This is a genomic window from Arthrobacter globiformis, assembly GCF_030817195.1.
Classification (GTDB): domain Bacteria; phylum Actinomycetota; class Actinomycetes; order Actinomycetales; family Micrococcaceae; genus Arthrobacter; species Arthrobacter globiformis_D.
The window spans coordinates 2,683,292-2,707,158 of record NZ_JAUSYZ010000001.1 but is presented as its reverse complement, the minus strand read 5'-3'; the positions used below and the strand labels follow the sequence as shown (position 1 = coordinate 2,707,158).

At 63.6% G+C, this 23,867-nt stretch carries 24 protein-coding genes and 1 pseudogene; 13 read left to right on the top strand and 12 right to left on the bottom strand.

The window, feature by feature from the left end:
* Positions 1-4 precede the first annotated feature (4 nt).
* The gene (locus QF036_RS12210) at positions 5-604 is read right to left on the bottom strand and encodes a class I SAM-dependent methyltransferase (RefSeq protein WP_307102155.1); all 600 of its coding nucleotides are present in this window, start codon (positions 602-604) and stop codon (positions 5-7) included.
* 1,442 nt (positions 605-2,046) lie between these two features.
* Positions 2,047-3,015, bottom strand: coding sequence for an NAD(P)-dependent alcohol dehydrogenase (locus QF036_RS12205; protein ID WP_307102153.1), 969 nt, complete (start codon positions 3,013-3,015; stop codon positions 2,047-2,049).
* Between the two features lie 162 nt (positions 3,016-3,177).
* On the opposite strand from QF036_RS12205, the gene QF036_RS12200 reads away from it, so the two are divergent.
* The 4 genes from QF036_RS12200 (at position 3,178) to QF036_RS12185 (ending at position 6,771) form a co-directional block, all read left to right on the top strand.
* Entirely contained in the window at positions 3,178-3,885 is a 708-nt protein-coding gene (locus QF036_RS12200; RefSeq protein WP_307102151.1) for a TetR/AcrR family transcriptional regulator, read from the top strand.
* A 482-nt stretch (positions 3,886-4,367) separates the two neighbouring features.
* Entirely contained in the window at positions 4,368-5,117 is a 750-nt protein-coding gene (locus QF036_RS12195) for a DUF4389 domain-containing protein (protein ID WP_307102148.1), read from the top strand.
* A 224-nt stretch (positions 5,118-5,341) separates the two neighbouring features.
* On the top strand, positions 5,342-6,061 hold the full coding sequence (locus QF036_RS12190) for a DUF2306 domain-containing protein (protein WP_307102146.1): 720 nt from the start codon (positions 5,342-5,344) through the stop codon (positions 6,059-6,061).
* 86 nt (positions 6,062-6,147) lie between these two features.
* Positions 6,148-6,771 carry a hypothetical protein gene (locus QF036_RS12185; protein ID WP_307102144.1) on the top strand — a complete coding sequence of 208 codons (624 nt, stop codon included), beginning with the start codon at positions 6,148-6,150 and terminating at the stop codon, positions 6,769-6,771.
* On the opposite strand, the gene QF036_RS12180 is transcribed toward QF036_RS12185, so the two are convergent.
* Positions 6,719-7,438, bottom strand: a complete 720-nt coding sequence (locus QF036_RS12180; protein ID WP_307102143.1) for a TetR/AcrR family transcriptional regulator — start codon at positions 7,436-7,438, stop codon at positions 6,719-6,721. The genes QF036_RS12185 and QF036_RS12180 overlap by 53 nt on opposite strands.
* Positions 7,439-7,538: 100 nt before the next feature.
* On the opposite strand from QF036_RS12180, the gene QF036_RS12175 reads away from it, so the two are divergent.
* From QF036_RS12175 to QF036_RS12160, 4 genes are read left to right on the top strand one after another with little or no spacing between them, the layout of a single operon-like run.
* Complete coding sequence (locus tag QF036_RS12175) at positions 7,539-8,345, top strand: DUF4386 domain-containing protein (RefSeq protein ID WP_307102141.1); 807 nt, start codon at positions 7,539-7,541, stop codon at positions 8,343-8,345.
* Between the two features lie 4 nt (positions 8,346-8,349).
* Complete coding sequence (locus tag QF036_RS12170; RefSeq protein ID WP_307102140.1) at positions 8,350-8,943, top strand: hypothetical protein; 594 nt, start codon at positions 8,350-8,352, stop codon at positions 8,941-8,943.
* A complete protein-coding gene (locus QF036_RS12165) occupies positions 8,940-9,413 on the top strand; it encodes an NAD(P)H-binding protein (RefSeq protein WP_307102138.1) in 474 nt (157 codons plus the stop codon). Before QF036_RS12170 ends, QF036_RS12165 begins: the two co-directional genes overlap by 4 nt.
* A gap of 10 nt (positions 9,414-9,423) precedes the next feature.
* Positions 9,424-9,567, top strand: a complete 144-nt coding sequence (locus QF036_RS12160) for a hypothetical protein (RefSeq protein ID WP_307102136.1) — start codon at positions 9,424-9,426, stop codon at positions 9,565-9,567.
* A 348-nt stretch (positions 9,568-9,915) separates the two neighbouring features.
* Here the strand turns inward: QF036_RS12160 and QF036_RS12155 are convergent, their stop codons facing one another.
* Complete coding sequence (locus QF036_RS12155) at positions 9,916-10,506, bottom strand: TetR/AcrR family transcriptional regulator (RefSeq protein WP_307102134.1); 591 nt, start codon at positions 10,504-10,506, stop codon at positions 9,916-9,918.
* A gap of 171 nt (positions 10,507-10,677) precedes the next feature.
* Here QF036_RS12155 and QF036_RS12150 point away from each other — a divergent pair, with 171 nt between their 5' ends.
* Together QF036_RS12150 and QF036_RS12145 are read left to right on the top strand one after the other, a co-directional pair.
* On the top strand, positions 10,678-10,998 hold the full coding sequence (locus QF036_RS12150) for a carboxymuconolactone decarboxylase family protein (RefSeq protein ID WP_307102132.1): 321 nt from the start codon (positions 10,678-10,680) through the stop codon (positions 10,996-10,998).
* 21 nt (positions 10,999-11,019) lie between these two features.
* A pseudogene (locus QF036_RS12145) lies at positions 11,020-11,226 on the top strand (cupin domain-containing protein); the annotation flags it as partial.
* Between the two features lie 625 nt (positions 11,227-11,851).
* On the opposite strand, the gene QF036_RS12140 reads toward QF036_RS12145, so the two are convergent.
* Together QF036_RS12140 and QF036_RS12135 are read right to left on the bottom strand one after the other, a co-directional pair.
* The gene (locus QF036_RS12140) at positions 11,852-12,889 is read right to left on the bottom strand and encodes an LLM class flavin-dependent oxidoreductase (RefSeq protein WP_373460134.1); all 1,038 of its coding nucleotides are present in this window, start codon (positions 12,887-12,889) and stop codon (positions 11,852-11,854) included.
* 42 nt (positions 12,890-12,931) lie between these two features.
* The gene (locus QF036_RS12135; protein WP_307102130.1) at positions 12,932-13,309 is read right to left on the bottom strand and encodes a hypothetical protein; all 378 of its coding nucleotides are present in this window, start codon (positions 13,307-13,309) and stop codon (positions 12,932-12,934) included.
* Positions 13,310-13,522: 213 nt separating this feature from the next.
* Here QF036_RS12135 and QF036_RS12130 point away from each other — a divergent pair, with 213 nt between their 5' ends.
* Both QF036_RS12130 and QF036_RS12125 read left to right on the top strand, forming a co-directional pair.
* On the top strand, positions 13,523-13,936 hold the full coding sequence (locus tag QF036_RS12130; protein ID WP_307102128.1) for a VOC family protein: 414 nt from the start codon (positions 13,523-13,525) through the stop codon (positions 13,934-13,936).
* A 421-nt stretch (positions 13,937-14,357) separates the two neighbouring features.
* Entirely contained in the window at positions 14,358-14,657 is a 300-nt protein-coding gene (locus tag QF036_RS12125) for a DUF4193 domain-containing protein (protein ID WP_307102127.1), read from the top strand.
* Between the two features lie 364 nt (positions 14,658-15,021).
* Here the strand turns inward: QF036_RS12125 and QF036_RS12120 are convergent, their stop codons facing one another.
* From QF036_RS12120 to QF036_RS12100, 5 genes are all read right to left on the bottom strand, one after another.
* Positions 15,022-15,273 (bottom strand): hypothetical protein, encoded by a 252-nt coding sequence (locus tag QF036_RS12120; RefSeq protein ID WP_307102125.1) that lies wholly within the window; start codon positions 15,271-15,273, stop codon positions 15,022-15,024.
* A gap of 113 nt (positions 15,274-15,386) precedes the next feature.
* Positions 15,387-16,400 carry a 2-keto-3-deoxygluconate permease gene (locus tag QF036_RS12115; RefSeq protein ID WP_307102122.1) on the bottom strand — a complete coding sequence of 338 codons (1,014 nt, stop codon included), beginning with the start codon at positions 16,398-16,400 and terminating at the stop codon, positions 15,387-15,389.
* Positions 16,401-16,473: 73 nt separating this feature from the next.
* Positions 16,474-17,517, bottom strand: a complete 1,044-nt coding sequence (locus QF036_RS12110; RefSeq protein ID WP_307102120.1) for a zinc-dependent alcohol dehydrogenase — start codon at positions 17,515-17,517, stop codon at positions 16,474-16,476.
* A gap of 54 nt (positions 17,518-17,571) precedes the next feature.
* Positions 17,572-18,870, bottom strand: a complete 1,299-nt coding sequence (locus QF036_RS12105; RefSeq protein WP_307102119.1) for a four-carbon acid sugar kinase family protein — start codon at positions 18,868-18,870, stop codon at positions 17,572-17,574.
* Position 18,871: 1 nt separating this feature from the next.
* On the bottom strand, positions 18,872-20,137 hold the full coding sequence (locus tag QF036_RS12100) for a RuBisCO large subunit C-terminal-like domain-containing protein (protein WP_307102117.1): 1,266 nt from the start codon (positions 20,135-20,137) through the stop codon (positions 18,872-18,874).
* A gap of 270 nt (positions 20,138-20,407) precedes the next feature.
* Between QF036_RS12100 and QF036_RS12095 the strand changes: the two genes are divergently transcribed.
* Positions 20,408-21,274, top strand: coding sequence for a GntR family transcriptional regulator (locus QF036_RS12095; RefSeq protein WP_306922933.1), 867 nt, complete (start codon positions 20,408-20,410; stop codon positions 21,272-21,274).
* Positions 21,275-21,447: 173 nt separating this feature from the next.
* Here QF036_RS12095 and QF036_RS12090 read toward each other — a convergent pair whose 3' ends face one another.
* Positions 21,448-22,614 carry an IS30 family transposase gene (locus QF036_RS12090; protein ID WP_373460289.1) on the bottom strand — a complete coding sequence of 389 codons (1,167 nt, stop codon included), beginning with the start codon at positions 22,612-22,614 and terminating at the stop codon, positions 21,448-21,450.
* Positions 22,615-23,867: the final 1,253 nt, after the last annotated feature.

The window sequence follows — 23,867 nt, the reverse complement described above, 5'->3', positions numbered from 1 at the left end:
TCCCTTACCGAAGGGTGGCCGCTATCGCGGCATGGGGCCGGTTGCCGGGGTCTTGGCGGCTCTCCACTTCGAGCACATCGAAGCCTGCTTCATTCAGCAGATGCCGCGCCTGCTCGACAGACCAGAGGTACGCCGTTGTAACCGCGTGTGAAAAAGGTTCCGCCGGGGCACCCTCGAAGAAACCAACGAGTAGCCGCCCGCCTCCTACAAGAGCACGAGCGATCTCTCTGAGCGCCACGGACAACTCATTCGGTGGCATATGAATTAGGGAGTACCAGGCCAGCAATCCGTGCAGTGATCCATTTGGCACGCCCAGGTTGTGGAAGGAGGCAACACGAAAAGGCACATCGGGAAAGCGTACTCGGGCGTTCTCTATGAATTCGGGAACAAGGTCAACCCCTTCCACAGTCGCGCCATGTTGGTACAGAAAGTTGGTCCAGTGACCGGGACCACACCCGGCGTCGATGAGTTTGCCGTCACAACCCGTTGCCCAACGTCGGATGCGTTGCCGATCCAGCTCGTGCGCGTCCTCAATGGAACCAAGAATGCGCGTGTACTCGGCGGCACGTGCCCCGTATGCGGCTCGGATAGATTCATTCCCCATATTGACGAGCCTAATTGCCGGGGAACAGCAGGGAATCACAGATGGACGGGCGTCCGTAAGCCGGTCGACGGAACGGCGCGCATCCTCCTCGATGCTCTCGCCCAGATGAGGGCTGACATTTATCGCCAAACTCCACAAAATTTTTGGGAGGCGTGCCGGGCACAGGTCAGAAACGGCGCCGTTTTTGACGACCGAGGGTAGGTCCGGCGTCGGAACAGTTGTCCGCTGATCCCAGTGCGCCCGGCTGAGCCTGACAGCGCGACTTCGGCCCAGAAGCGCGATAGAGGGAAGTCCAAGCATTGGCGCCGGAAATTCTTGGTCGTGTCGCTGGACGATCAACGCGGCAAATATTAAAGTCTCTAACTACGGAAACCGGCAGGGCGCACAGCGCCCAGGGAGGAGGAACGCATCACCCTGGCCAATACCAAACATCACCTGTCCAACACGCAGAAAGCCCCTCCCCAGGGGCTTTCCCTATTTTGTCCGCCAGCATGAAACGGACACAGTCATCTCTCCGAACATTTCGGCTCTCTGTCACGGGAACGTCAGAGCTGGGGGCAGAACCGGGTTACGGCGATGTAGGGCAAGGGCTTGAGTCCTGGGTTCAGTCAGGTCGCGGGGACGGGGGCAGCGACTGAAGGTGGGAAAGACTTTCGCCGACGGCCCACGCAGGACACGACGCGAGGATCGCTTCGTTTTCTAGAGGGTCCACGACAACTACCTGGAGTCTTATCGTGGAGGTGCCTGTCAGAAGCGGATGTATGCTCCGGAGGCCGCAGCGTGTTTACCGCCATCGAAACCGCCGACTGCATGACGGCTCCAACGGAGCCCGGACCGGTGATTGGCTGGCCAGGGGGCCTGGGTACTGCGCGAGACCGCCACTTACGAATACATTTTCGGCTTCAATCTCACGGCTGTCCTCCTGATCAGCATGCGCCTTAATCTGCAGAATAGCCAACGGTCCCCCGGCCGATAGCACTCTCGACCGAAGCTTGCATTTGGTTCGTGAGCAGCAGTTTGGTGCTGATTGCCGTTCGCGGCGAGCTTCCGAGGGGACGAGGAACGGCTTCCGGCAGGTTTCACAACTGCCAGTCCGCCACACTCTGGATAGCCGCAGGCATGCGGTATCTCTTCTCAAAACCGGATTCGAACTCCGAGCTTGACCGCCCCGTCCGCTTCCTCATCGGGCAGTCCCGTGAGCTTGTGGCGCGCAAACATCTGGCCCATTTGCCTCATTCTGCTCGACCAAATCCGCCAGCGGTAGACCGATGGTAAGACTCCTGCATTCTTGGTTTAACGGCTGAAGGCTCCGCAGCGCCTGGCCGCGAAACCCTCAGTAATCCGTAGCAGGCGAAGCCGGCACCCTCTTGGACGCAATACGGCTCTACCGTTGGAACAAAGATCTGTCAGGAGCTGTCTACGAGGCTCTGACGGGGTGGGGCTTAGATGGTTATGGCGATTTTTCCGCGGGCTTTGCCGGCGTCGAAGTAGCGCATGGCTTCCGGGACCTGGTCCAGGGTGTAGGTACGGTCGATGACCGATTTGAGGGTGCCGGCTTCGATGAGTCCGCGAAGGTGCTCGAGGTCCGCTGCGCTTTGCTTGGCCATGACCATGGTCAACCGTTGGCTGATGAACGGAGACAGGACCAGGGCGCGGAGCTGCCGGTCCATGCTGCCGGTCCAGGATCCGCCTTCTTCCCCGCCTGTGATGACGGCCGTGCCGGTGCGGGTGAGCGCACGGCGGAGGCGGGCGAGAGTCGGGTTCCCGGCGATGTCCAGGATCAGGTCATAGTGTTCGGTGCCGTCGGCGAAGTCCTGCCGTGTGTAGTCAATGACGTGCTCAGCGCCGAAGGAGCGCACCAGGTCCTGTTTGGTCGTACTGCACACCCCGGTCACCTCGGCCCCGGCCGCCTTGGCCAGCTGCACGGCGTAGCTGCCGACGCCGCCGGAGGCGCCCAGGATCAGTACTTTCTGTCCCCGGGTTACAGGACCCGCGGCGCGGAGTGCCTGCAGGGCGGTGCTGGCCGAGACCGGGACCACCGAGGCCTGTTCGAAAGTGAGGTTGACCGGTTTGCGGGCGAGTTTGTTTTCACGCGCGACAGCGAACTCGGCGAACGGACCTTTTCCGAAGCCGAAGACCTCGTCCCCTACGGAGAACCTGGTCACTGCTGCTCCGACTGCCGTAACGGTGCCGGCAAGATCCAGCCCGGGGACGGGGTTCTTGGGGGCGCGGATCCCGTAGACCATCCGTAACGCATAGGGCAGGCCGGTGGTGACATGCCAGGTGCCCCGGTCCAGTCCCGCCGCGTGCACCCGGACCAGAACTTCCTTCTCGCCGATGGCCGGGCGGGCAATGTGTGCCAAGTGCAGGACGTCGGCGGACCCGTAGGCCTCCTGCACGATGGCCCGCATCGGCGTTTCCCCTGCGGACGCTGGGTGTGGACTTTGCCTGACCTTCTGACCGTGGGATGCCATGGCGTTTTCCCTTCGATATGGGTTCACAGCGCCTGTTTCGTACACTGTACGGCCATGGTAGCGTACATAGTACTAAACCGATACGGCCGGAGCCCCCTGATGTCAACGACCACGCAAAGCCTGTCCCCGCAACGCATTCCGCTCAGTCGGGAAAGGGTGCTTGGCTGCGCCCTGGTCCTCGCGGATGAGTCAGGAATCGCCGGGTTGACCATCCGGTCACTGGCGGCCAGCATGGGCACGAAACCCATGTCGCTCTACCATTACGTGGCCAACAAGGAAGAGATTCTGGACGGCATCGTGGATGCCGTCTTCAGTGAAATCGATCCCCCCTCCCCTGCCGGCGAGTGGCGGAAAGAAATGCACGAAAGAGCGCACTCGGTCCGGCAGGCGCTCAAGCGCCACCCGTGGGCCGTCGGACTGCTGGAGACCCGCACCTCACCCGGCCCTGCCACCCTTCGCCACCATGAGGCGACCCTCGCCACCCTGCGGGCCGCGGGATTCTCGGTGCAGATGACAGCCCACGCCTATGCTCTGCTTGACAGTTACATCTACGGAGCCGCGCTCCAGGAAGCCGCCCTGCCGTTCCACGGCCCGGACGCCGCTGCCGAGGTGACCGCATCCATCGTCGAACTCTTCTCCCAGGGGCAGTACCCTCATCTCGTGGAGATCGCCACCGAGCACGTCCTCAAAGCCGGGTACGACTTCGGGGACGAGTTCGACTTCGGCCTGAACGTCATACTCGACGGACTCGCCCGGGCGATCCCCGGTCCCGGCACTGATGCCGGCGATCAGCCGGCCGGCATGTGAAGCGAAGCTCCCGGCCGCCGCAGGGCCGATACGCCGACGACACGTGCGCCTCAGCCGGCATTGGAAAGTGTCACCGGCGTTCTCCTAATCGGGCACCCGGCATCAGGGGCAGTGCAGAGCGATGCTGTCCCAAGGTGAAGGCGGTCCGCGTCCTTGCCGTGTGCACGAGCACGGAAATCTACCATCACCGCAGAGGCTTCTGGTCCGCAGCCCCGGACTGACCGGGGCGCGACTCCCTCCCAACTGCCACCGACCTTTCACCCGGTCGAAAACACCTCTGCCTATCGCTTTTTCGTACTAAGTACGCTACGGTGATCGTACGGCGTACGAAGTGGGTGCTGTTGGGAACCGCTAGTCCGGTCACCGGCTCCTGGCACTCCAGCCGTCAGCCCTTATGAAAGAAGCACGCCATGTCCACGTCAATGCCCGGCAATTCTCCCCGGGGTCCCGACTCGCCAGTAGCCAGAATGCCCGCGCTCCCCATGGCTGTCCTGACTGTGGGGGTCCTGCTCGGACTCGCCGCGGTGGGTGTGCTGTCGGCCTATCGTTCACCTCCGTGGGGACCGGAAGGTCTCACTGCCGCGCTACTCGCAGTCGGCGTATCCCTGCTCCTGATCATTGTGGGGGCAGCAGGCCTGGGAGGAGGGATCGCGCCCGGGGCTTCCCAGGAAGCGGACCGGGGCGGAAACGAGCCATCCGAACTTACCGGGCACCTTGACCCCGACCTTTCGCGGTGGCTCTGGCTGGTCAAGTGGATCCTGGTCATCCCCCACTACATCATCCTGGCGCTGCTGTGGATCGCGTTCCTCGTCGTGACAGTGGCAGCCGGGTTTGCGATCCTGTTCACCGGCCGATACCCGGCCTCGCTCTTCCAATTCACGGTCGGAGTCCTGCGCTGGAACTGGCGGGTGACGTTCTACGCCTATGGCGTCCTTGGAACGGATCACTATCCGCCCTTCACGCTCGCCCGCAGCGACTACCCGGCGGAATTAGATGTTGCCTACCCGCTGAAGCTTTCCCGCTGGAAGGTCCTGTTCAAGTCCTGGCTGTTCGCCCTGCCGCAATTGCTCATCGTCGCCGCCCTCACCGGAAGCCTGACATCCTCATCGACGGCGAGCATTTCGCTGCTTAGCCTGCTGGTGTGCATCGCCGCGGTCATCCTGCTCTTCACTGGCGTCTACCGTCCTGGCATCTTCGACCTGCTCATGGGCATCAACCGATGGACCCTTTGAACCATCACCTACGCGGCCCTGATGAGCGACAAGTACCCGCCGTTCCGGCTCGACCAAGGCCCACTCGATCCCCCGCTGACGCCTGCGACCTCGCCCACGGCCGTGTGATGAAACCGGGGCTCGCAACGGCCGCACCCGTTTCCAGTACGAGCGAAGGGACTCTGGGGGTTCCTGGACGGACAACCCCGGACAGTGCGTGAGCGCACCAGCCAGAGAGCGACATCATGACACCCGAAACCCTTCTCCGCTCCCGTCGAAAGCCTCGGGCCCGCTGGCTCGTGCCCGCCGCCCTGATCCTCCTCAGCCTCGTCCCGGTAATCGCCGGGGCAGTACGCCTGACCAGCCTCACAGGAGGCGAGGTCACACCGGATAACGCCCGGTTCTTCGACTCGCCCATCCCCGTACTGATCCACATACCCACCGTCACCGTGTACCTGCTGCTTGGCGCGTTTCAGTTCGTTCCCTCACTTCGCCGGGGCAAGCACGGCCGGACCAGCTGGCACCGCATCGCCGGACGCATCCTTGCCCCCGCCGGCCTCCTTGCTGCCCTGTCCGGTCTGTGGATGGCGGTCTTCTACGACCTCCCGCCCCTGGACGGGCCGTTTCTTCTCGTCCTTCGGCTGGTCTTCGGCTCGGCCATGGTGGTGAGCATTGTCCTGGGATTCATCGCCATACGGCGCCGGAACTACGTCCGGCACAGTGAGTGGATGTCCCGGGCGTACGCCATCGGCATTGCCCAGGGAACCATTGTTGTAGTGACCATTCCCTGGATCCTGCTGGTAGGACCGGTTGACGAGCTGACCCGCGCGCTACTAATAGGGGCATCCTGGGTGATCAGCCTCGCGGTTGCCGAATACTTCATCTACCGCCGCACCCAGGGATCCGCGGGCGTGTCCCGGCCTTCCCGCCGACCCGTTGAGCCCCGACCAGAACCTGCGCGATGAGCACCGCCGCGTACCTGCGGTACGAACAGTGCGAACCTCGTCGCTCACCGACGGCGAGCCGAACCTAGAAAGGCATTGGAACGCTCGTGACTACACCCAAGAATAGTTCCACCAATTTTCCTCTCAGGTTTGCAGCAATCGCGGGCATACTCGCGTCCGCAATCCTCTTCGTCAATGCCGGCAAGCGGGCCGGATTGATACCCCTCAGTCCGCTCACCCAGTTGGTAGCGCCCTTGGCCCAGGCCCTCGCGATTGTCCTGATCGTCGGGATAGCGCAGGTCGCGTTACGCACGACAAGACGCTTTGCCGCGATCGCAGTCGGCGTGAATCTTGTGGGACTCGCGGCGGCCACCGGAACGGAATGGGTGATCAACCTGGTTTTCGCACAACTCGACGCTTCAACCATCACGTCCTTGCGGTCCGGTCCGCTGGGGATTGCGTTCCTGGTTGCTTCGGTGGTGTTCCTCGCAGGCTCGCTGCTGTTCTGCATCGCGCTCTTCAGAGATGGAGCAGCACCTAAGATTCCGACCGCGGCCTATGCATTGGCGTCGATTCCCATCGGATTACGCAACCTGGCGCCCGAGATTGTCCTCGACTCCGCACTTGCGGTCCTTGCAGGATCCGTGCTCTGGTTGGCGCTCTGGCTATTCAACCCAGTCAACGCTCCAAGGTCATCAGCGGGGCCGACTCTGAAGTTAGCCCAGCACTGATGCCGTCCAGCACTTTACGGAGTCCCCATATGTATTGCTCGGTGGAGATGTAGCCGGCCATCGTGGCTGCTGCCGCGGAGGAGTGCGGGTGGGTTTCGGCCGGGATGGCGGAAAAGCCGGCTTGGCGTGCTGCTATCCGTTCTGCTTCCGGGGGCAACCTGTGCGTTTCTCCGGCCTCCGCGACTTCCAGGGCGATCGAGCCGAAGACGTAAACGATCAGCAGGTAGGCCGCCTTCGCAGCGTCCTCCGGGGTGAGGCCGGTGCCCACGAGAATCCCAATGAGGCGTTCGTTCAGAGCGAGTGCGTGCGCGCCGTGCATGGGCCCGCCGATCATCAGGCTGACCGCTCCAGGGTGTGGGGTGAGACGTTCCCGCAGCTCCAGGGCGAGAGCTTCAATTCTTTGCCGCCATGGCACCTCACGGTCCGCGAAGACCGCATGATCCACCTGCCCGAGCAGGTGCTCGACTATCGCCTGGACCACCGCGGCCTTGTCGGGAAAGTACGTGTAGACCGCGTTCGGGGCCACCCCCACCCGCGCAGCGATGCCCCGGATCGAGGCCGCCTTCATGCCGCCCTCATCCAGAAGGCCCAGTGCGGCCTCCAGGATCTCCTCTTCCGTGAGGGCACGGCGGGGTCCGGGCCTGGATCTGCGGGCTGGTGACGTCATCGTTTCGGGTCCTCTCTTGACAATCTCCTGCACGGCGTACAGTCTTTGTACACCGTACAGTATTTGTACGGCGTGCAACATTCTCTGGAAGACGGACATCATGACCACCACTTACGCGGGCAGGAACCTCCTACGGGTTACCGGTGCATTGTTTGTCGTGAGCTCCCTTGCGTTTGCCGCGGCTGCCACGACCCTCTCGGTGACGTTTGACTGGCCGGACATCCTGCGGGAACCGACCAGCGTTGTGCTGCCGGCCTTCTCGGCCGGCGGACCCGGGTTGGTCTGGACCTGGTTCGCGACGGCCTGGACGTACGGGCTGCTTGCCGTACCGGTCCTGTTGCTACCCGCGGCACTCGGCCTCCGCGATCATCCGGCCCTGCGCGTCGCCACCTACGCTGGTGCCGGTTCGGTGCTCCTGTCCCTGATCGGGTTCCTGCGCTGGGTGTTCGTCGTTCCGCCCCTCGCCGGCTCCTACGTCACGGGAGATGCCCCGACACGGGCGGCGGTGGACGCCGCCTGGACGGCCCAGCACCAGTTCGGCGGGGCGCTGCTGGGAGAACACCTGGGCCAGCTGCTGATCATCGCGTGGTCAGTCACCCTCAGCGTGGTCATCCTGCGCAGCGGGATCTTCCCGCGGTGGCTAGGTGCCGCCGGACTCCTCGTCAGCATCATCTACCTGCTCAACCAGGGCGACATCCTTGCCACAGCAGTCCCAGGATTCCCCGTCTGGGACCTGGCCGGCCTCCTCGGCAGCACCGGCTGGGGATTGTGGGTGGCCGCACTGGGCGTTTGCATCCTGATCCGCTCCGCCCGCCGCGCTAGCCCCACAGCCACCGCGCCCTCCGTCACTCCCTCACCCTCAGCACCACCAGAACCCCGGCAGCCAACGACCGGCAAAAGGAATTAGCCCCATGAACCGCATCCAAGAATCCCGAACGACGTTCCTTCGCAGCTGGCTATTCTGGACGGCAGGGTTCCTTGCCCTGCCGCTGGCCGGGTTCGCCGGAAGCGCGGTCGTGGGACGCGTGGACGGTCCGTTGGCAGCCCTGGCCGGCGGAGCGATCGCCGGGCTCATCATCGGCGCCGGCCAGACGCACACCAGCAGTCACCGGCTGCAGGCCCTCAAGTGGATACCCGCAACTGCCATCGGCATGAGCGCAGGACTTTTCCTCGGCGCCGTCGCCGTCAACTACCGCACCTCCCTCACTGATCTTGCCCTGATGGGTGCCATCAACGGCCTCGTTCTCGGTTCCGCACAGGCGTTGGCGCTGCCCCGCCGGGCGCACCGGCGCTGGGTCTGGGCCGCGGCCATGCCAGCATTGTGGGCACTGGGGTGGACTGTCACCACCCTCTTCATGATCCAGGTCGGCCAGCAATTCATCGTCTTCGGTGCCAGCGGAGCACTCGTCGTTACCGCGATCGCGGGCCTCCTGCTCCAGGTCCTCATACCCGTCGGGTCCGCGATGAAACAGCGCCGCGGACCGGCCGCGGCGGCAACAGCATGAGCACGGGACTGCATGTCATCTTCGGCACCGGAGCCATCGGTCTCGCCACGTTCGATGCACTCCGGCGCCGCGGCCAGGCCGTCCGGCTCGTGAACCGGTCAGGACAGGCACGCGTTCCCGATGGCATCGAAGTTGCCCGCGGGGACGCCAGCGATCCCACGTTTGCTGCCGACGCAGCCCGCGGGGCCGCCGTCGTTTATCAGACCCTGAACCCGCCGTACCCTGAATGGGGCACACAGTTCCCCGCCCTGCAATCCGGCGTTCTCGCCGCCGCCGAAAGCACTGGCGCCCGCCTGGTCAGCATGGAAAACGTCTATGTGTACGGGCGCCCCGACGGACACCCGCTAACGGAAACCCGCGCAAACAACGCCGACCAGGGAACTCGTCGACATGATCTTCAAACTTGCCGGCCAGCCCCGCATCAGGCTCCGATCCATGCCGCCGCTGCTCCTGCGCGGCCTCAGCCGTGAACACCTTAAGATGCAGTACCAATTCGAGGAGCCTTTCATCGTCGGCAGCAGGAAAATCGCTGACAAGCTCGGCCTGACGGCAACCCCCATCGCTAAAGCCCTCGCCGAAACACTCCAGTCATACACACCCCAAGAGTCCGCGCCCGTCCGATAACGTCCTTGCGCGGCCGTTTAGCCGCCATTGCCGGTTAACCGTATGTTGCAGCAGTAAACGGCGGTGTTTTCGCAGCGCTAAATGGCATCCGTGACCTTGATTCCCGTACGAAAGCGGCGCAAAAACCAGTTCACTGCGCCCGGCATGCCTCCGCAAGATGTACATTTGATCGCTCTTTGGCGGTCTTCCGTGATCAGTCCGTGGCAGCAGGAAAGAGTACGGTCAGCTAACTAACACTCGTCGGCTCGGCTCAACGCCCGGTTAATGATGAGGTGTTTTCGCTAAGCCGCTGCGCCGTTTCTTTTAGCGTCTTTCCTTCGCTGCGTAACTGGCTGGCGGCGTGGAGGCCTAGGATTCCACGAGCCGGCGGGCGGCCTCGACGACGCTGGCGCGGCGGCGCGTCGTCTCGGCCTGGTCGGTGACGTCAGCGCCGGTCATCATCCGCGCGACCTGCGGTAAGACCGCCCAGTATCCTGCGAGAGCGAGCAGCAGGAAATTCAGATGATCCGGCGGGATATTGCTCTGGACGGTTCCGGACGTTTGCGCCTCACCGAATGCACGGGTCTTCTGCGCGTAATAGTCGTGGCGTTGCTGCTCCTCGGGAACCTGGGTCGTGAATGAGAGCGCCTCCCAAAGGACCAAGCGGACGAGTTCCGGATGTTCGCAGTTGTAGTCGAAGAGTCTCCCGGCGTACTCACCGATTCCGTCGGGAGTGAAGGAGTCCACGGGCACGGTCTGGGCGACGACGGCCAGCTTCTCTCGCAGGACGACTTCGAAGAGTTCCGGCTTGCTGCCGAAGTAGTTGTAGACGCGCTCCTTGTTCACGCCCGCGAGCTTCGCGATCCGCTCCATCGTGGTCCCGTCGGGGCCGCGGACGGTGAACTCCCGTGTCGCCGCATCGATGATCTTGCGTTTAGTGCCTTCAACGTCCCATGCCATGGAGACTCCTCCCATTTTTCCAACGTTGGCGTTGCTTTCTTGCTTCAACAGTACTACATTGGTTACCAACGTCAACGTTGGAGACGGAAAGAAGCAGTTCGCATCGGGCGACGGACGCCAACAGCCGAAAATCTAGGCTCCAGCCCAACACGTCAGAAAGAAGAAACCGTGATGACCGACAACGAACAGACCCCCATGCAGAAGATGATGGGCGACTTCGCCCCCACCTTCGTATCCCTCACTGACGACGTGCTCTTCGACCAGGTGTGGTCCCGGCCCGAACTCTCCCGCCGCGACCGCAGCCTTGCCACGATCAGCAGCCTCGTCTCGGCAGGCAACATCGAGCAGCTCGAAGCGCACATCCCCATGGGCATCGCAAACAGCCTGACAAAGGACGAGATCATCGAAGCGATCACCCACGTCGCGTTCTACGCCGGCTGGCCGCGCGCGGTCTCCGCCCTCACCCTCGCCCAGCGCATCCTCACTAAATAGCACCGGCTGAAAGGAAAAATCATGATCATCGAACCCCAGCGCGAGACCATCCTGAACCCGGAAGCACAGTTCCCCGGCGGAGTGTGGCTGGACGTTATCGCTGCCCCGCACGGGCCCGAGCAGCGCGCCACCATGGCCAAGGTACGCTTCCAGCCCGGCGCCCGCACCGCCTGGCACTCCCACGCCCGCGGCCAGTACCTGCATGTCACCGACGGGATCGCCAGGTTCGGGGACCGTGACGGGAACATCATCGAAGTCCACCCCGGCCAGACCCTCTACACGCCCCCGGCGAAGAGCACTGGCACGCCGCGGCTCCCGGCGTGTTCATGGAACACCTTGTCCTCCTGGAAGCCGACGACGGCGCCGAGATCGCCTCCTGGTGGGGCGAACAGATCACCGACGACGAGTTCGAAGGCCGCTGAACCGGCCCGCTTCACCCCTCTTGTAACAAGCTCAGTAACCCTGGAAGGCCCTATCTCCTCATGCGCGCAACCACCCTCCACGCACCCGGCGACGTCCGCGTCGAAGACCGAGACAAGCCCACCATCCGGCACATCGGCGATGAGCACCCCGCCTCGCGCAAGTAAGCCACCAGCTTTCCGAGACCCGCGCCAGGGTGCAGGGCCCCCCACGAACTCTCGGGGGCAGGCTTGCGCGGCAGCTTGCCTACCCATCGGCCTAACTAATTCCCCTTGTTGTACTTGGCCGGGGATACGTTCGGCAGCGTTGGCCTTGCCGAAGTACTGCTGGCGCGGAACGTAGGGGATGCCGGCCGGGTCGCGAGTCTGGTTGGAGCGTCAACACAGCCAAATTAACCGCAACTTCCGTACTGGGGGGAATCTGCCGCGAGGGGTCAGCGCCAGCCCAGCTGTGGCGCCACATACTTCAGAATCGACTCGATGACGTGAGCGTTGTAGTCAACGCCGAGCTGGTTCGGGACCGTGAGCAGCAGTGTGTCTGCCGTGGCGATCGCCTCATCCTCGGCCAGCTTCGCGGCCAGCTCGTCCGGGGCACCCGCGTAGGACCGGCCAAAAACCGCGCGCGTTTTCTCGTCGATGTTGCCCACCTGGTCAGAGCTGTAGCGGTCGCGGCCGAAGTATTGCCAGTCGCGCTCGTCCGTCAGTGCGAAGATGCTGCGGCTGACCGAGACGCGCGGCTCCCGCTCGTGCCCGGCCTCCTTCCAGGCCTGCCGGTAGAGCTCGATCTGCTCAGCCTGCTGGACGTGGAACGGTTTGCCGCTCTCGTCGTCCTTGAGCGTGGAGCTCTGCAGGTTCATCCCGAGCTTCGCGGCCCAGATGGCCGTGGCGTTCGAGCCCGAACCCCACCAGATACGATCACGCAGGCCCTCCGAGTACGGCTCCACGCGCAACAGCCCCGGCGGGTTCGGGAACATCGGGCGGGGATTGGGCGCCGCGAAGCCCTCGCCAGTGAGCACCTCAAGCAGACGCTCGGTGTGCCTGCGGCCCATGTCCGCGTCCGACTCGCCCTCGGCCGGGACGAAGCCGAAGTGACGCCACCCATCGATGACCTGCTCGGGTGAACCCCTGCTAATACCCAGCTGCAGTCGGCGGCCCGAGATCAGGTCGGCCGCGCCGGCCTCCTCCGCCATGTAAAGCGGGTTCTCGTAGCGCATGTCGATCACAGCGGTACCAATCTCAATGCGACTTGTCCGTGCCCCGATCGCAGCAAGCAGCGGGAACGGGGAGGCGTATTGCTGCGCGAAGTGGTGGACGCGGAAGTAGGCGCCGTCCGCCCCCAGCTCCTCGGCCGCGACCGCGAGGTCGATCGCCTGCAACAGCGCGTCCGACGCTGTGCGCGTGCCCGACTCCGGGTGGTCGGTCCAATGGCCGAAGGACAGGAACCCGATGTTCTTCACACAGGAAACGAACATTGTGGCGGCGGTTCTTATTCCGGCGGTAGTACGCGCAGCTTTTCAACCAGCGCTGTTGCGTTGCGGGTGTACTCCACCCACACATTTGCTGAAGGTGTTGCGTTCGCGGGCCCGGTTCTGGAGACCTTGCGTTTGTTGCGCGCGGAGGCGTTCCATTTCCGCGGCGGCCTCGGTGGCCAGGTGCGGTGAGTCCGTCCATTCTTCACGCAGGGCACCGAGCTTCAAATCGGAGGCGAGCATGCCGCCGCCGAACCAGAACGGGCGCTCCCCTTGCTTGGGGCGTTCCGATACGGAGTACCCAACGATGACGTCAGTGGTGTTCTTGGCATATCGCGGGGCGTACCAGCAGTCCGGTGTCGCGGGCGACGGCCGGACGGCGGTGGCCTTCTCTGCCCGGTCGTAGCCGCGGGTGCCCTGCATACTGGAGAGCTCTTCGAGGCCGTACTTGGTTTCCAGTTCCCGGCAGGTTTTTTGTGCTCGTTTTCAGTCGCCGAGGGTGGATGCATTGGTGCCGTCCTGGCGGACGAGGGACACGCTCACTCCGTCACGGCCGTCAGCAGGGGCGGGGCAGCGGAAGCTGAAGTGCCGTCCGGAACACTGGCCATATCCCGCGGGCAGGTCAACAATGGCTGGATGGGGTATTCAGCAAGGGTCGCGTCATCTGTCCAGTTCGTGGCAGAACTGGACAGGTCCGTGAACTTCTACCGGGACCTGTTCAGGTGTGAGGAGACCATCCGCTCGGGCGAGGCGGCCCTCCTCCTCGCACCCGGAGGCTTCCAGCTCTACCTCATCGAGCGTGGCAAGCGGGAGGAGCGCCACTCCGGCGGCCTCGGGCATCACCTGCTGATGTGGGCGACAGACACCGCCGAAGGCTTGAAATATTTCGAGCAGACTCTGAAAGAGATGGGGCGATACACGGAGACCCGCACAACCGGAGGAATCACTGTGGTGGAAGGCCGCGACCCTGATGGAATTCCCGTCATGGTCGCCCACCCCGATCCCTCAGAAAAGCCCCGATCGGTCTTCGACAGCCACCTCTACACCTGAACCCTCTTGAACCGGAGGACGCCGTTGTCCAATTAGCCTGGATGTGTTCGGTGCCCACCCAGCCCCAATTGTCCAGATGGGGGTGAATGCCGGGAGAAGCTGGATCCGGTCGCGCTGCCCGACAATACCTACTCGTTAACCGCCCTTGCCCGGCTCGATCAATTCAGGCCCGGGCTCCTGACGCTGTTCACACGCGGGCTGCCGACCGCCGGATCAGGCCTGGCTCCGGGAGGGAGTCCACCAAGTGCTGGATGTCACCCTGGTCGGTCAGGTCAGAATCCAGTCACTCGGCGAAGCGGTCCCGCAAAATGATCACCGTGCACCGGTCGTGCCCCTTTCTGCCCGCCCAGGGGAATAAGGGGTGGATGCTGTATGTTGCTATCGCGACAAACCCAGAACAAGAGAAATGAGAAGCCCCACAGTGGCAACCGATTACGACGAACTTCGGACCGACGTCAAGGAATCCCAGAACGACTCCCTGGAGGCCCTCAAAACCGCTAAGGCTCCGGACGCGAAATCTGTGGTTCTGGAACTCGATGAAGCCGACGTCCTGGACGGCCTGACCCCCGGCGGCGAATTCATCGCCGAAGAGCTCGTCGTCCAGGTCATCCCCCAAGCCGATGACGAGTTCACCTGCTATTCCTGCTTCCTGGTCCGCCACCGCTCCCAGAAGGTGGGGGAGAAGGACGGCCATGGCTACTGCATCGAATGTGAAGGCTGAGCGGTTGTGGCCGACAGTCCCGGAGCACATCTGGGACCGCATCCGCAAACAGTTCACCCTCCCGACCGCCCGCAGAGCTCACCCTGCGCTTCGAAACGCTCGGTGAGCACGCCATGCAGCGGGCCGTAAGGGTGTTCATAGGCGAGAACACCTTCTGCCCGGGAGTGACGGCCACGCTTCCAAGCACGCCTTCGCAAGGCTCGGCCTGACTTGGAAGAAGAGTAGGCCACTCCCCCGGCCATTCACCGGCCTAGTTCGAGGGACTGTCCGATAAACGGTGTGTGGGTCCGGCCGGTTTTCATTAGTGAATGCTTCTGCAGGTTGTTCTTCTACTGGCCGCCTTGGTCTCTTCTTGCTGTGATCGCTAGGGGAGGATTTTGTGGATGACTGAGCCGTCACCGTGAAAGATCAGGATTCGGCTTTGCCCGTCGAACCAGACCCAAAAGTATGTGGCGTCCTCGCCAACGTCGTCCACGGTGCCGTGCTCTTGCGCGAACCCGCTCCGTTTGACGGTGACTCGGTCCCCCGGGTTTAGGTGGACCCAGCTGTGGTAGCTGAGCGGGCGGGCTTTGGTCTCAAGCGTCAGGACGTTCGGCATCTGAGTGTCCCCGTTCATGTTGCTCCTTCCCGGCTTTAATCAAGCTTCTATGTAGAGAGCGGGCGGGGCATGCATTTGTGTGCATGCCCCGCCCGGTTGCCTTTGGTACTACCTGGGTCAGTTTTGAGGTTCTACGCGTGCTTGGGTACGGCTGCCACCTCGGCCGGGCTCTTGTTCATCTCTGCTGCGACCAGTTTCTTCTGCACCCTGCGCGCCCAGGAGGCAGTCACGATTGGGCAAAGTACCGCGGAGACGACGACCGACGCTGCGACCAGGACGGTGGCGTGTTCTGCCGCCGGCGCGTAGACGGGGTTGGCCGTGGCGACGATAGCGGGGACGAGGGCCGCGTTGCCGGCTGTGGTTGCTGCGGCGAGGCCTGCTACGCCGTCGCCGCCGGTGAGTTTGTCGGCGAGCAGCAGTACCGCGCCGCCGATGAAGACCACGAACAGTCCAAGGGCGATGCCGAGCAGTCCTGCTTCGACGACGGCGTTGAGGTTGATGGTCAGGCCGAGGGCCAGGCCCAGGAACGGAATCATTGCCGGTACCAGCGGGGCCAGGAGATGCCGCATGTTCTTGTCCAGGTTTCCGAGGAGCATGCCCAGCGCCAGTGGGAGGATCGCGCCGACGAGCGCCTGCCAGGGGAAGGCGGCGAGGCCGGCGATGCCGAGGGTGACCATGGTTAGGAAGGGGCCGGATTCCAGCGAGAGGATGGAGTAGGCTCCGGCGTCGCGTTTGCGGCCAAACTGTCCCATCAGGGAGATGTAGAGGCCGCCGTTGGTGTCGTTCAGGGCGGCGACGAGTGCGAGGGTTGAGAGGCCAGCCAGGATCCCGGTTTCGATGGGCGCTTCGCCGAGGAAGCGTCCGGCGATGATGCCGATGAGGATGGCGAAAAGGATTTTGGAGCCGAGGAGCACGCCACCCTTTTTGAGGATGTAGGGGGTTGATTTGACTTCGAGTGTTGCGCCGAGGCATACGAAGAACACGGCCAGGAGGGGCGGAAGGCCGGTGAAGAAGGCTCCGGTGAAGGATCCGAAAAACTTACCGGCGTCCGGTGCCAGGGTGTGGATGACGGCGCTGATGCCCAGGGGCACCAGCATCATTCCGCCGGGGATTCTTTCCAGGGCTTTCTTGATGGGAATCGACATTGATTTCTCCTGTGAATAGCTGGGTGGTTGGGAGCTGCACGGGTCGGACCGTCAGTTCCGGTGGGGGCTGGGGTTAGCCGAGGCCTGGGATGAGCAGGACTTTGCAGGCGTCTCCGGTGAGCAGTTCGACGGCTTCGTCGATTTCGCTGAGCTTCTTGCGGTGGGTGATGAGCCAGTCCAGTTCCAGCTTTCCGGAGTCCAGGAGCAGCAGGCTTTGTTCCCAGGTTTCCCAGAGCCGGCGGCCGAAGATGCCGCGAAGGGTGATGCCTTTTTTGTTGATGTAGGCGGCAATGTCGACTTCGGCGGGGCGGCTGGGGTGGCCGACGGTGATGACGGTGGCTTCGCGGCGGACGGCCTCGAAGAGGGTTGTCAGGGTGCCGGGGGCGCCGGAGCATTCGAAGGCGACGTCGAAGCCGCCGCGGCGGCCGGTCAGTTCGCGGCAGCGTTCGATGATGCCGTCGTTGGGGTGCAGGGCGGTCGCACCGAGCTTTTCGGCTTGGGCGCGACGGTAGGGGTTGGGGTCGACGGCGATGACATGGATGGCGCCCATGAGCAGTGCCAGGTTCACGACGACGAGGCCGACCGGGCCTGCGCCGCTGACGAGCACGGCCCGGCCTGCGACGGAGTAATTGGCGCGCTGGATGGCGTGGACGGCGACGCCGGCCGCTTCGAGCAGTGCTCCGGATTCGAGGGACAGGCCGGTGGGGAGCTTGACGCAGATGTCCTGCGGTACAGCGGCGTACTCGGCGAAGACGCCGTCGATGTGCATGCCCAGGATCCCGGTGCGTTCACAGGTGTGGGCGTCTCCGGTGCGGCAGGGGAAGCATTGTCCGCAGGTCAGGTGGCTTTCGAGGGCGACCTGGTCGCCAACCTGCAGTCCGGTGACGCCGGGGCCGACCTCGACGATGGTGCCTGCGCCTTCGTGGCCGAGGATGACCGGGAGGTTGAGGTTGAACGCCTGGGCGGAGGGGGTCCATTCGTAGAGTTCACGGTCGGTGCCGCACAGGGACGCAGCTCCTACTTCGATGACGACGGAGCCTTCTGTGGCCTTGGGGTCGCCGGCGTCGGTGATGTAGGTGACGCCTCGTTCGGCTGCGTTCTTGACTACTGCCCGCATGGGGGCCGCCTTTCGTTGGTTCTGGTGATGCGTGGAGGAATTGTGTTGGGGGGATCAGCTGGGGAGTTGGCCGGCGAAGCGGGCCAGGATGTCGGTCGGGCCGACCTGTCCGCCCTTGAGCAGCAGCCGGCACCCGCCGACAGCGGAGGCGCCGTCGGCCCACAGGATGGGCCCTGCGGTGACGAACTGGTCGGAAACGCGCAGCTGGCGTACACCCATGGCGATGAGTGCGTGGCTGGACGTGTCGCCACCGCAGACGGCAATGTCGCGGGTGAGACCGGCATCGGCCATCCTGGCGGCGATGCCGCCGATCAGTGTGCCGACGTAGCCGGCGTCCACCGGTTTACCGGCGCCGTAGCGGGTGTCCGCCGATCCGCGGGTGGTGTGAACGACGACGTTCCTGCCTGCCTGAAGGGCAGCGGAGACCCGTTCATCGAGGGCGGCCACGAGGGTGGTGTCATCGCGTTGCAGCAGTTCGGCAGGCACGGGAACGTCCTCCCAGCCATTTGAGATGGCGTCGTTGATTTGCTCGGCTGTGGTGCTGGACGCTGAAGCACTTACGGCGAGAACCGGTCCGGACGGGCGCTGGGGTCCGGGTGTGCGCGGGGCCTGGTCCGAGATTGACCGTGCCAGGGCTGCCATGATGCCGCCGGATCCCACGACGATCGAGGGTCCGTGGCCGTGTTCTTCCCGCGTGAGTGCTTCTGCGATGGTGTTCATCTGGTGTTCGTCCACGGCGTCGACGACAAAGGCCTGTGCTCCGAGGTCCCGGCGCCGGTCCGCCCAGGAGTCCTTGAAGGTGCCGTCATTATAGGCGGGCAGGTGGATCGCCTCGGGCACCTGGGTGCCGCCGAGTTGTTCGGCCAGGACCTGGCGCAGGTCCGCCTCGGACATGGGGGTGGAGGGGTGCCGGGACATGACCGGGTGGCGGTCCAGCCGGTAGATTTTGCCGGCGTAGGTGGCGTAGTGGTTGCTGAAGGCGGTGTACCGGCCGAAGCCCGGCTGGGCGGGCACCACGGGAATGGGGCCGTGCAGGGGGAATTGCTGATGGAGCAGCTGGATCCCGCGGCCGATGCTCCCGACAGTGACGGAGCTGTCGAAGGTGGAGCAGACCTTGTACAGCAGCACGTCCAGGTTCAGGGCCGCAATCCCGGCGAGGTCACGGGTTACCAGGTTGTCGAACGCTGTTCCGGACAGGGAGCGGGCCGGTCCTGCGAACCCGACGACGTCGGTGTCCGTGGGCAGCGGCGCGTCCCCGATGACCAGCGCAGCTTCCAGGCCGTAGCGGTGGGACTGGGCAAGGACGTCGGCGGCTCCGGTGAGGTCGTCTGCGACGAAACCAAAGGCTGGCATGTCAGGCACCTTTCCCGAAAGTCTGGACTGCGTGCAGGAGAGCATCGTCCCCCGTTGAGGCGAGTTTGTCCGCTGCGGTCTGCAGCGGCACTCCGTTCACGGCTGCTTCCCAAGCCTGGCGCAGGCTCCGCACTCCGGCGCCGGGGCCGTCCGGGTGAGCTGCGACGCCGCCGCCGGCGAGCATCATCAGGTCGGTGGACCCCACCGCGTCGAAGGTGGGGCCGGGGGTGGTGACGTTCTGCCCTGAGGACAACACTGGAAGTGGTGCAATGGTCTGCCCGAGGGGTTCGAGCAGGCTGCGGATGTTCGCGGCGACTTCGTCGTCGAGTTCGTAGAACTTGCTGCCGAGCCCGCTGGCGTGCAGGTGGTCGGCGCCGGCAAGGCGGGCCATCTGCTGCCAGACCCGGTAGTCCATGCCCAGGGCCTTGGACCGCATGGAGGCGGCGAGGCCGGCACGGTGGCCGTGGATCGGTACCTCGGCAAAGCTGCGGAGCAAGGCAAGAGCCGGGAGCCCCATCACGGGGATGTTCAGCATCACGCAGCGGCCACCGGCTTCAACAACCAGGTCGTGGCGCTTTTGCAGGCCGGCGAGGTCACCGGTGATGTTGAAGGCATACATGGTCGAGTGGCCCGTGACCTGCTCGGCGGCGCGAATTTCCTCGGTGGCGACCGCGACCCGACGTTCCAGAGGCAGGTACGCCGGATCAGTCATCAGCTCGTCGTCCTTGATCAGGTCAATGGACGCCACCGCCAGATCCCGGACCACCAGCCGGAACTCCTCTTCTGAGAGCCCGACATTGGGTTTGACGATGGTGCCGACCATCACGCCCTGAACGTCACTGATGAGCTTGCGCGTCCCCTCGATGCCGAAAGCCGGGCCAGGGTGGGCGGCCACGAAGTCCTCAGGCAGAACAATGTCCTGCAACCGGCACGCGTAAAGGTCGCCCAGTTCGAAGAGATTGCCTGCAATGGCAGTCTGCAAGGTCGCCAGGTCAGTGCCTACGTTCTCCATCGGGAAATCAACGGTCACCAAAGCAGCGCGGACTTTCTCCGGGTTAGCCCGTGACGGCAAGGAAGGCCGGCAAAAACCAAGCTCCTGCACATCGGATATCCGGGCGGCGTGCCGTTCCCGGATCCGGGCCGATTCGCCCGGGACCGGCAGGAAGGTGCCGCTGGACTGCTCGCCCGCCATGATGGCGGCGGCCTTCCCGGGGTCAATCTCGGACTCTAAGTAGTAGGTGCAACGCACCGAGCGCGGGTCGCGCATGGATTCTCCAATTCGAGGGGTTTTTGAAACTCACGTATCCGGCTGTCACCTGCAGGTACTTTCACGTCGCTCACGCGCCGATGCGGGCTCAAGCAGGTGACTCGCACTTCGGGTCCACGGCATCTCCTGTGATTCCTAGCCCGAAGTTGTACGTACCTTTGATACGTACAATAATGGGTGGTGTGGGTCACGTCAAGGCCGGCTATGTCACTACACGGGCTAGGCAGGCGGCGGGAGGGCTAAGATTTGCACAGCGGCAGAGGAGTTAGCGTGAGTTTGGAACCAGCAGAAACAGCGTCGGAGCCGGCGGGACGTAGCGGTGGTTTGAACCGGGAAGCCGGAGGCCCGCTCCATGCTCAAATTCGGGACATCCTGCACCGGCAGATCGTGGACCTTGCACTGTCCCCGGGCTCCTCTCTGCCCACTGAAGAGGAACTGCAAAGGCAGTTCGGTGTCTCCCGCAGCGTTGTGCGTCAGGCCCTGTCAGGCCTTGCCGACCTCGGCCTGATCCGACGCCAGCGCGGCCGCGGCAGCGTAGTAGCCGCAACGCCCGTCCTCCGCCGGCACGTTCAGCGCGCGGGCGGCCTGGATGAACAGGCAGCCGCACACGGCCAGCGCCTGCGCACTCACGTCCTCACCGTAGAACCATCCGAGCCGCCCCAGGCAGGCATCGAGGCCCTCAATACCACCAACACCTGGAAAATCGAGCGGGTCCGCTACCTCGATGATCTTCCCGTTGCTTTCATGCGGACCTGGGTCCCGCGCGACTTCTTCCCGCACTTCACCGTGGAACTGCTCGAAAACGCGTCACTCCTCAGCCTGATGCGCGACCACGGTTACCACCCCGCCGGAGGACCCCGTCAGGTCCAGGCCGTGTCCTCAGATCCTGACCTGGCGCGGAAACTGAACATCAACACCCGGGAACCACTGCTCCTGCTCCAAGGCGTAACCCGGGACGCTCTCGGCCATGGTCTCGAATGGTTCAATGTCTGGCACAGCCCCAACACCGTCTTCGACGTCGACGCACAAGTCACAACCCAACCGGGACGCGTCTCCCAAGAGCACCTCCGGCGCCTACGAAACCTGACCCAGCAACTCGAATCAGAACTCGCTGATCTTGAACGAGGAGCAGGCTAAAAGCGACGACCCACTGCAAACGACTTCTGACCTCTGTTGGGACGACTCCTAAACACGACACCCGCTGGAGACCCTTTATACGGCGAACCAGGTCAAATGTCCCACTTGCTGTGTCGCATAACCGATGTGTGGCGGATTCATGGCGAATTCCAGTGGTGCCTGCAACACCGGATTTAGTTGACTGGGTTCGAGACTAGCTCAGCGAGGACTTCTGCGGGCGTTCGGTAGCCGTGTCGTTTGCGTGGCCGGCGGTTGAGTTCAGCGGCGACGTTTTCGAGGATTCCGGGCCCGTGGAATGACAGGTCGGTGCTTTTCGGGAAGTACTCGCGGAGGAGCCCGTTGGTGTTTTCGTTGCTGCCGCGCTGCCAGGGTGAATGCGGGTCGCAGAAGTAGATCGGCATACCGGTCGCCATCGTGATTTCTTGATGCCGTGACATCTCAGCTCCTTGATCCCAGGTCGTCGATCGGCGCAACTGCTCGGGGAGGGTATTCATCGCGGTGATCATGGCGTCGGCGACGGTGCGGGCAGTATGGTCCTCGGGCAGATGCAGCAACATCACGTATCCCGTAGTGCGTTCGACGAGGGTCCCGATCGCGGACTTCGATGCCGTCGAACCGATGATTAAGTCCCCTTCCCAGTGGCCGGGAACGGCGCGGTCCTCGACCTCTGCCGGCCGGTCAGAGATCATCACCATCTCCTGGAACCGCTGCGGGCGAGGACCCTCCGGCCTTTGCGGGCGCCGACGCACCCGCCCGGACCGCAGCGCCGTCGCAACTTCCAGGCGCAAGGATCCGCGGCCCTGGACGAAGAGGGCCTGATAAATCGTTTCGTGTGACACCTGCATCTCCGGATTCTCCGGATGCTCCACCTTCAGTCGGCCAGCGACCTGTTCCGGGCTGAACCGGTCGGTGAGCATCGTGGTGACCTGTTCCCGTAACGCTAACCCGTCCAGCTTCCGCGGCTTCGGCCTGCGGGCACGAGCCCACGTCTGCTCCTGCGCGAGCGATGGCGAATACCGGTCACTGACGCGGTTCCTCGCGATCTCCCGGCTGATCGTCGACGGAGCCCGGCCGAGGAAGCCGGCGATACGCCGCACTCCATGACCCTGGGCAAGCTGAAACCCGATCTCTTCCCGCTCACGCAACGACAAAAGCCCTGCACGGGGCACACTGAAATCCTGAACCGGTGATGGCAACACCTTCTGATGGTCGCTCAACCACCGGTACGCAGTCGGTCGCGACACCCCCGCGGCCCGCGCCGCTACGGCTACCGACAGCCCGGCATCCAGCCCTTCCCAGAACGCTAAACGAACACTCAACGGCGACCACGGCCTGCCCATCGACGACACCCCACACAATTCAGGGTGTTGCACTCACCACCTGAACTCGCCCATCGTTGGTTGTGAGACACGTGAGAGCGCCATGCCGAAGCTAATCGGCTACCCACGCGTCTCGACGCGGCAACAGTCCACCGGCGTCAGGTAGTCATTTAGCAGGCTGGCCATGAACGGAGATGAAAGAGCATCCATCCAGCAGCGGACCAAAGACTGGACGGCGCGCAACGAGAGTACAGACGTCATGAAGTAGACGCCGAACGTTAGCCATGAACAGGTAACGTCCCCAAAACACAGGGTGCAGGATGAAAGGTGATGCGACCTTGATGGGCCACATATACGGCGATGCCGGCTCCAAGTCAGGCACGGTAACCGGTGTCAGAGCAGCGTCGGGAGTCCGGCAGAAGCGATTCTCGAACAGCTGGGCACAAGTCATGTCGCACTCCCCCGGACCCACCATGAACAGGCAGAACAGCAACCACGAACCGATAAGGAGAAACCTGGTGAACACGCGACGACCAAGCAAAGAAATCCCACCAGAATTTTTCTCAGGTCATGTTGCCCCAGCCAGTCACGCCCATGAACAGTTAACAAGCACCAAGACCGCCGACCAGGCAACGAAGGAGCCACCTGGGCACTATTGAAAAAGGGCCCCCCAAGGGGCCCTTCACAACACAATATGTGCACATTCAGAGGCTAAAAATGCCCCTGAACAGGGAAAACACGTGCCCGAGATGAGACTCGAACCAGCCACTCCCCCTGAAAATCCGCCACTCCCCCGAAAACATCCCCAGTCCGGCCCAGTCCGATACCGGTACAACCGAATCCGAAGCCCAGCGTGTGGACACTGTCCACACCCTCTTTTTGTGACCATTTCTGCTGCTTTGCCAAGCGAGCCGCAGCCGCCCTTCATAGTCGAGAGTCCCGCGTCACCGCGCACTGCAGCCCCCCGTGGCACCGATTTCCGGGTTGAGCCGGAACCCGCCGCCCGAGCTTGGCAGGGCAGTGGTGGCGGAGCAAGCCAAGGGCTGGGGTTCAATGAACGTCATAGCGATTGCGACCTCCTTCGAACATCTCATGGGGCGAAAACGTCGAAAAGGCCCTAACCAGAACTTCCCCATATCGAGCACCGGACAGCCAAGGCCCCAGCGCGGTCCAGAATGACGAAACGCCAGTTATCGGCGTTCGGTCCTGACTCCCGTTTTGGATGAGAGATTCCCGCATCTGGCGGCCGTCGATGAACTCAGCTGCGCCGCCAA

Bases quoted from the DNA above. Each gene is read 5' to 3' on its own strand.
- QF036_RS12120 (WP_307102125.1), bottom strand. From the start codon at position 15,273: ATGAACGGGGACACTCAGATGCCGAACGTCCTGACGCTTGAGACCAAA.
- QF036_RS12090 (WP_373460289.1), bottom strand. From the start codon at position 22,614: ATGGGCAGGCCGTGGTCGCCGTTGAGTGTTCGTTTAGCGTTCTGGGAA.
- QF036_RS12105 (WP_307102119.1), bottom strand. From the start codon at position 18,870: ATGCCAGCCTTTGGTTTCGTCGCAGACGACCTCACCGGAGCCGCCGAC.
- QF036_RS12130 (WP_307102128.1), top strand. From the start codon at position 13,523: ATGGGGTATTCAGCAAGGGTCGCGTCATCTGTCCAGTTCGTGGCAGAA.
- QF036_RS12140 (WP_373460134.1), bottom strand. From the start codon at position 12,889: ATGTTCGTTTCCTGTGTGAAGAACATCGGGTTCCTGTCCTTCGGCCAT.
- QF036_RS12135 (WP_307102130.1), bottom strand. From the start codon at position 13,309: ATGCAGGGCACCCGCGGCTACGACCGGGCAGAGAAGGCCACCGCCGTC.
- QF036_RS12100 (WP_307102117.1), bottom strand. From the start codon at position 20,137: ATGCGCGACCCGCGCTCGGTGCGTTGCACCTACTACTTAGAGTCCGAG.
- QF036_RS12165 (WP_307102138.1), top strand. From the start codon at position 8,940: ATGAGCACGGGACTGCATGTCATCTTCGGCACCGGAGCCATCGGTCTC.
- QF036_RS12175 (WP_307102141.1), top strand. From the start codon at position 7,539: ATGACCACCACTTACGCGGGCAGGAACCTCCTACGGGTTACCGGTGCA.
- QF036_RS12190 (WP_307102146.1), top strand. From the start codon at position 5,342: ATGACACCCGAAACCCTTCTCCGCTCCCGTCGAAAGCCTCGGGCCCGC.
- QF036_RS12180 (WP_307102143.1), bottom strand. From the start codon at position 7,438: ATGACGTCACCAGCCCGCAGATCCAGGCCCGGACCCCGCCGTGCCCTC.
- QF036_RS12200 (WP_307102151.1), top strand. From the start codon at position 3,178: ATGTCAACGACCACGCAAAGCCTGTCCCCGCAACGCATTCCGCTCAGT.
- QF036_RS12205 (WP_307102153.1), bottom strand. From the start codon at position 3,015: ATGCGGGCCATCGTGCAGGAGGCCTACGGGTCCGCCGACGTCCTGCAC.
- QF036_RS12115 (WP_307102122.1), bottom strand. From the start codon at position 16,400: ATGTCGATTCCCATCAAGAAAGCCCTGGAAAGAATCCCCGGCGGAATG.
- QF036_RS12210 (WP_307102155.1), bottom strand. From the start codon at position 604: ATGGGGAATGAATCTATCCGAGCCGCATACGGGGCACGTGCCGCCGAG.
- QF036_RS12195 (WP_307102148.1), top strand. From the start codon at position 4,368: ATGGCTGTCCTGACTGTGGGGGTCCTGCTCGGACTCGCCGCGGTGGGT.
- QF036_RS12160 (WP_307102136.1), top strand. From the start codon at position 9,424: ATGCAGTACCAATTCGAGGAGCCTTTCATCGTCGGCAGCAGGAAAATC.
- QF036_RS12150 (WP_307102132.1), top strand. From the start codon at position 10,678: ATGACCGACAACGAACAGACCCCCATGCAGAAGATGATGGGCGACTTC.
- QF036_RS12110 (WP_307102120.1), bottom strand. From the start codon at position 17,517: ATGCGGGCAGTAGTCAAGAACGCAGCCGAACGAGGCGTCACCTACATC.
- QF036_RS12155 (WP_307102134.1), bottom strand. From the start codon at position 10,506: ATGGCATGGGACGTTGAAGGCACTAAACGCAAGATCATCGATGCGGCG.
- QF036_RS12170 (WP_307102140.1), top strand. From the start codon at position 8,350: ATGAACCGCATCCAAGAATCCCGAACGACGTTCCTTCGCAGCTGGCTA.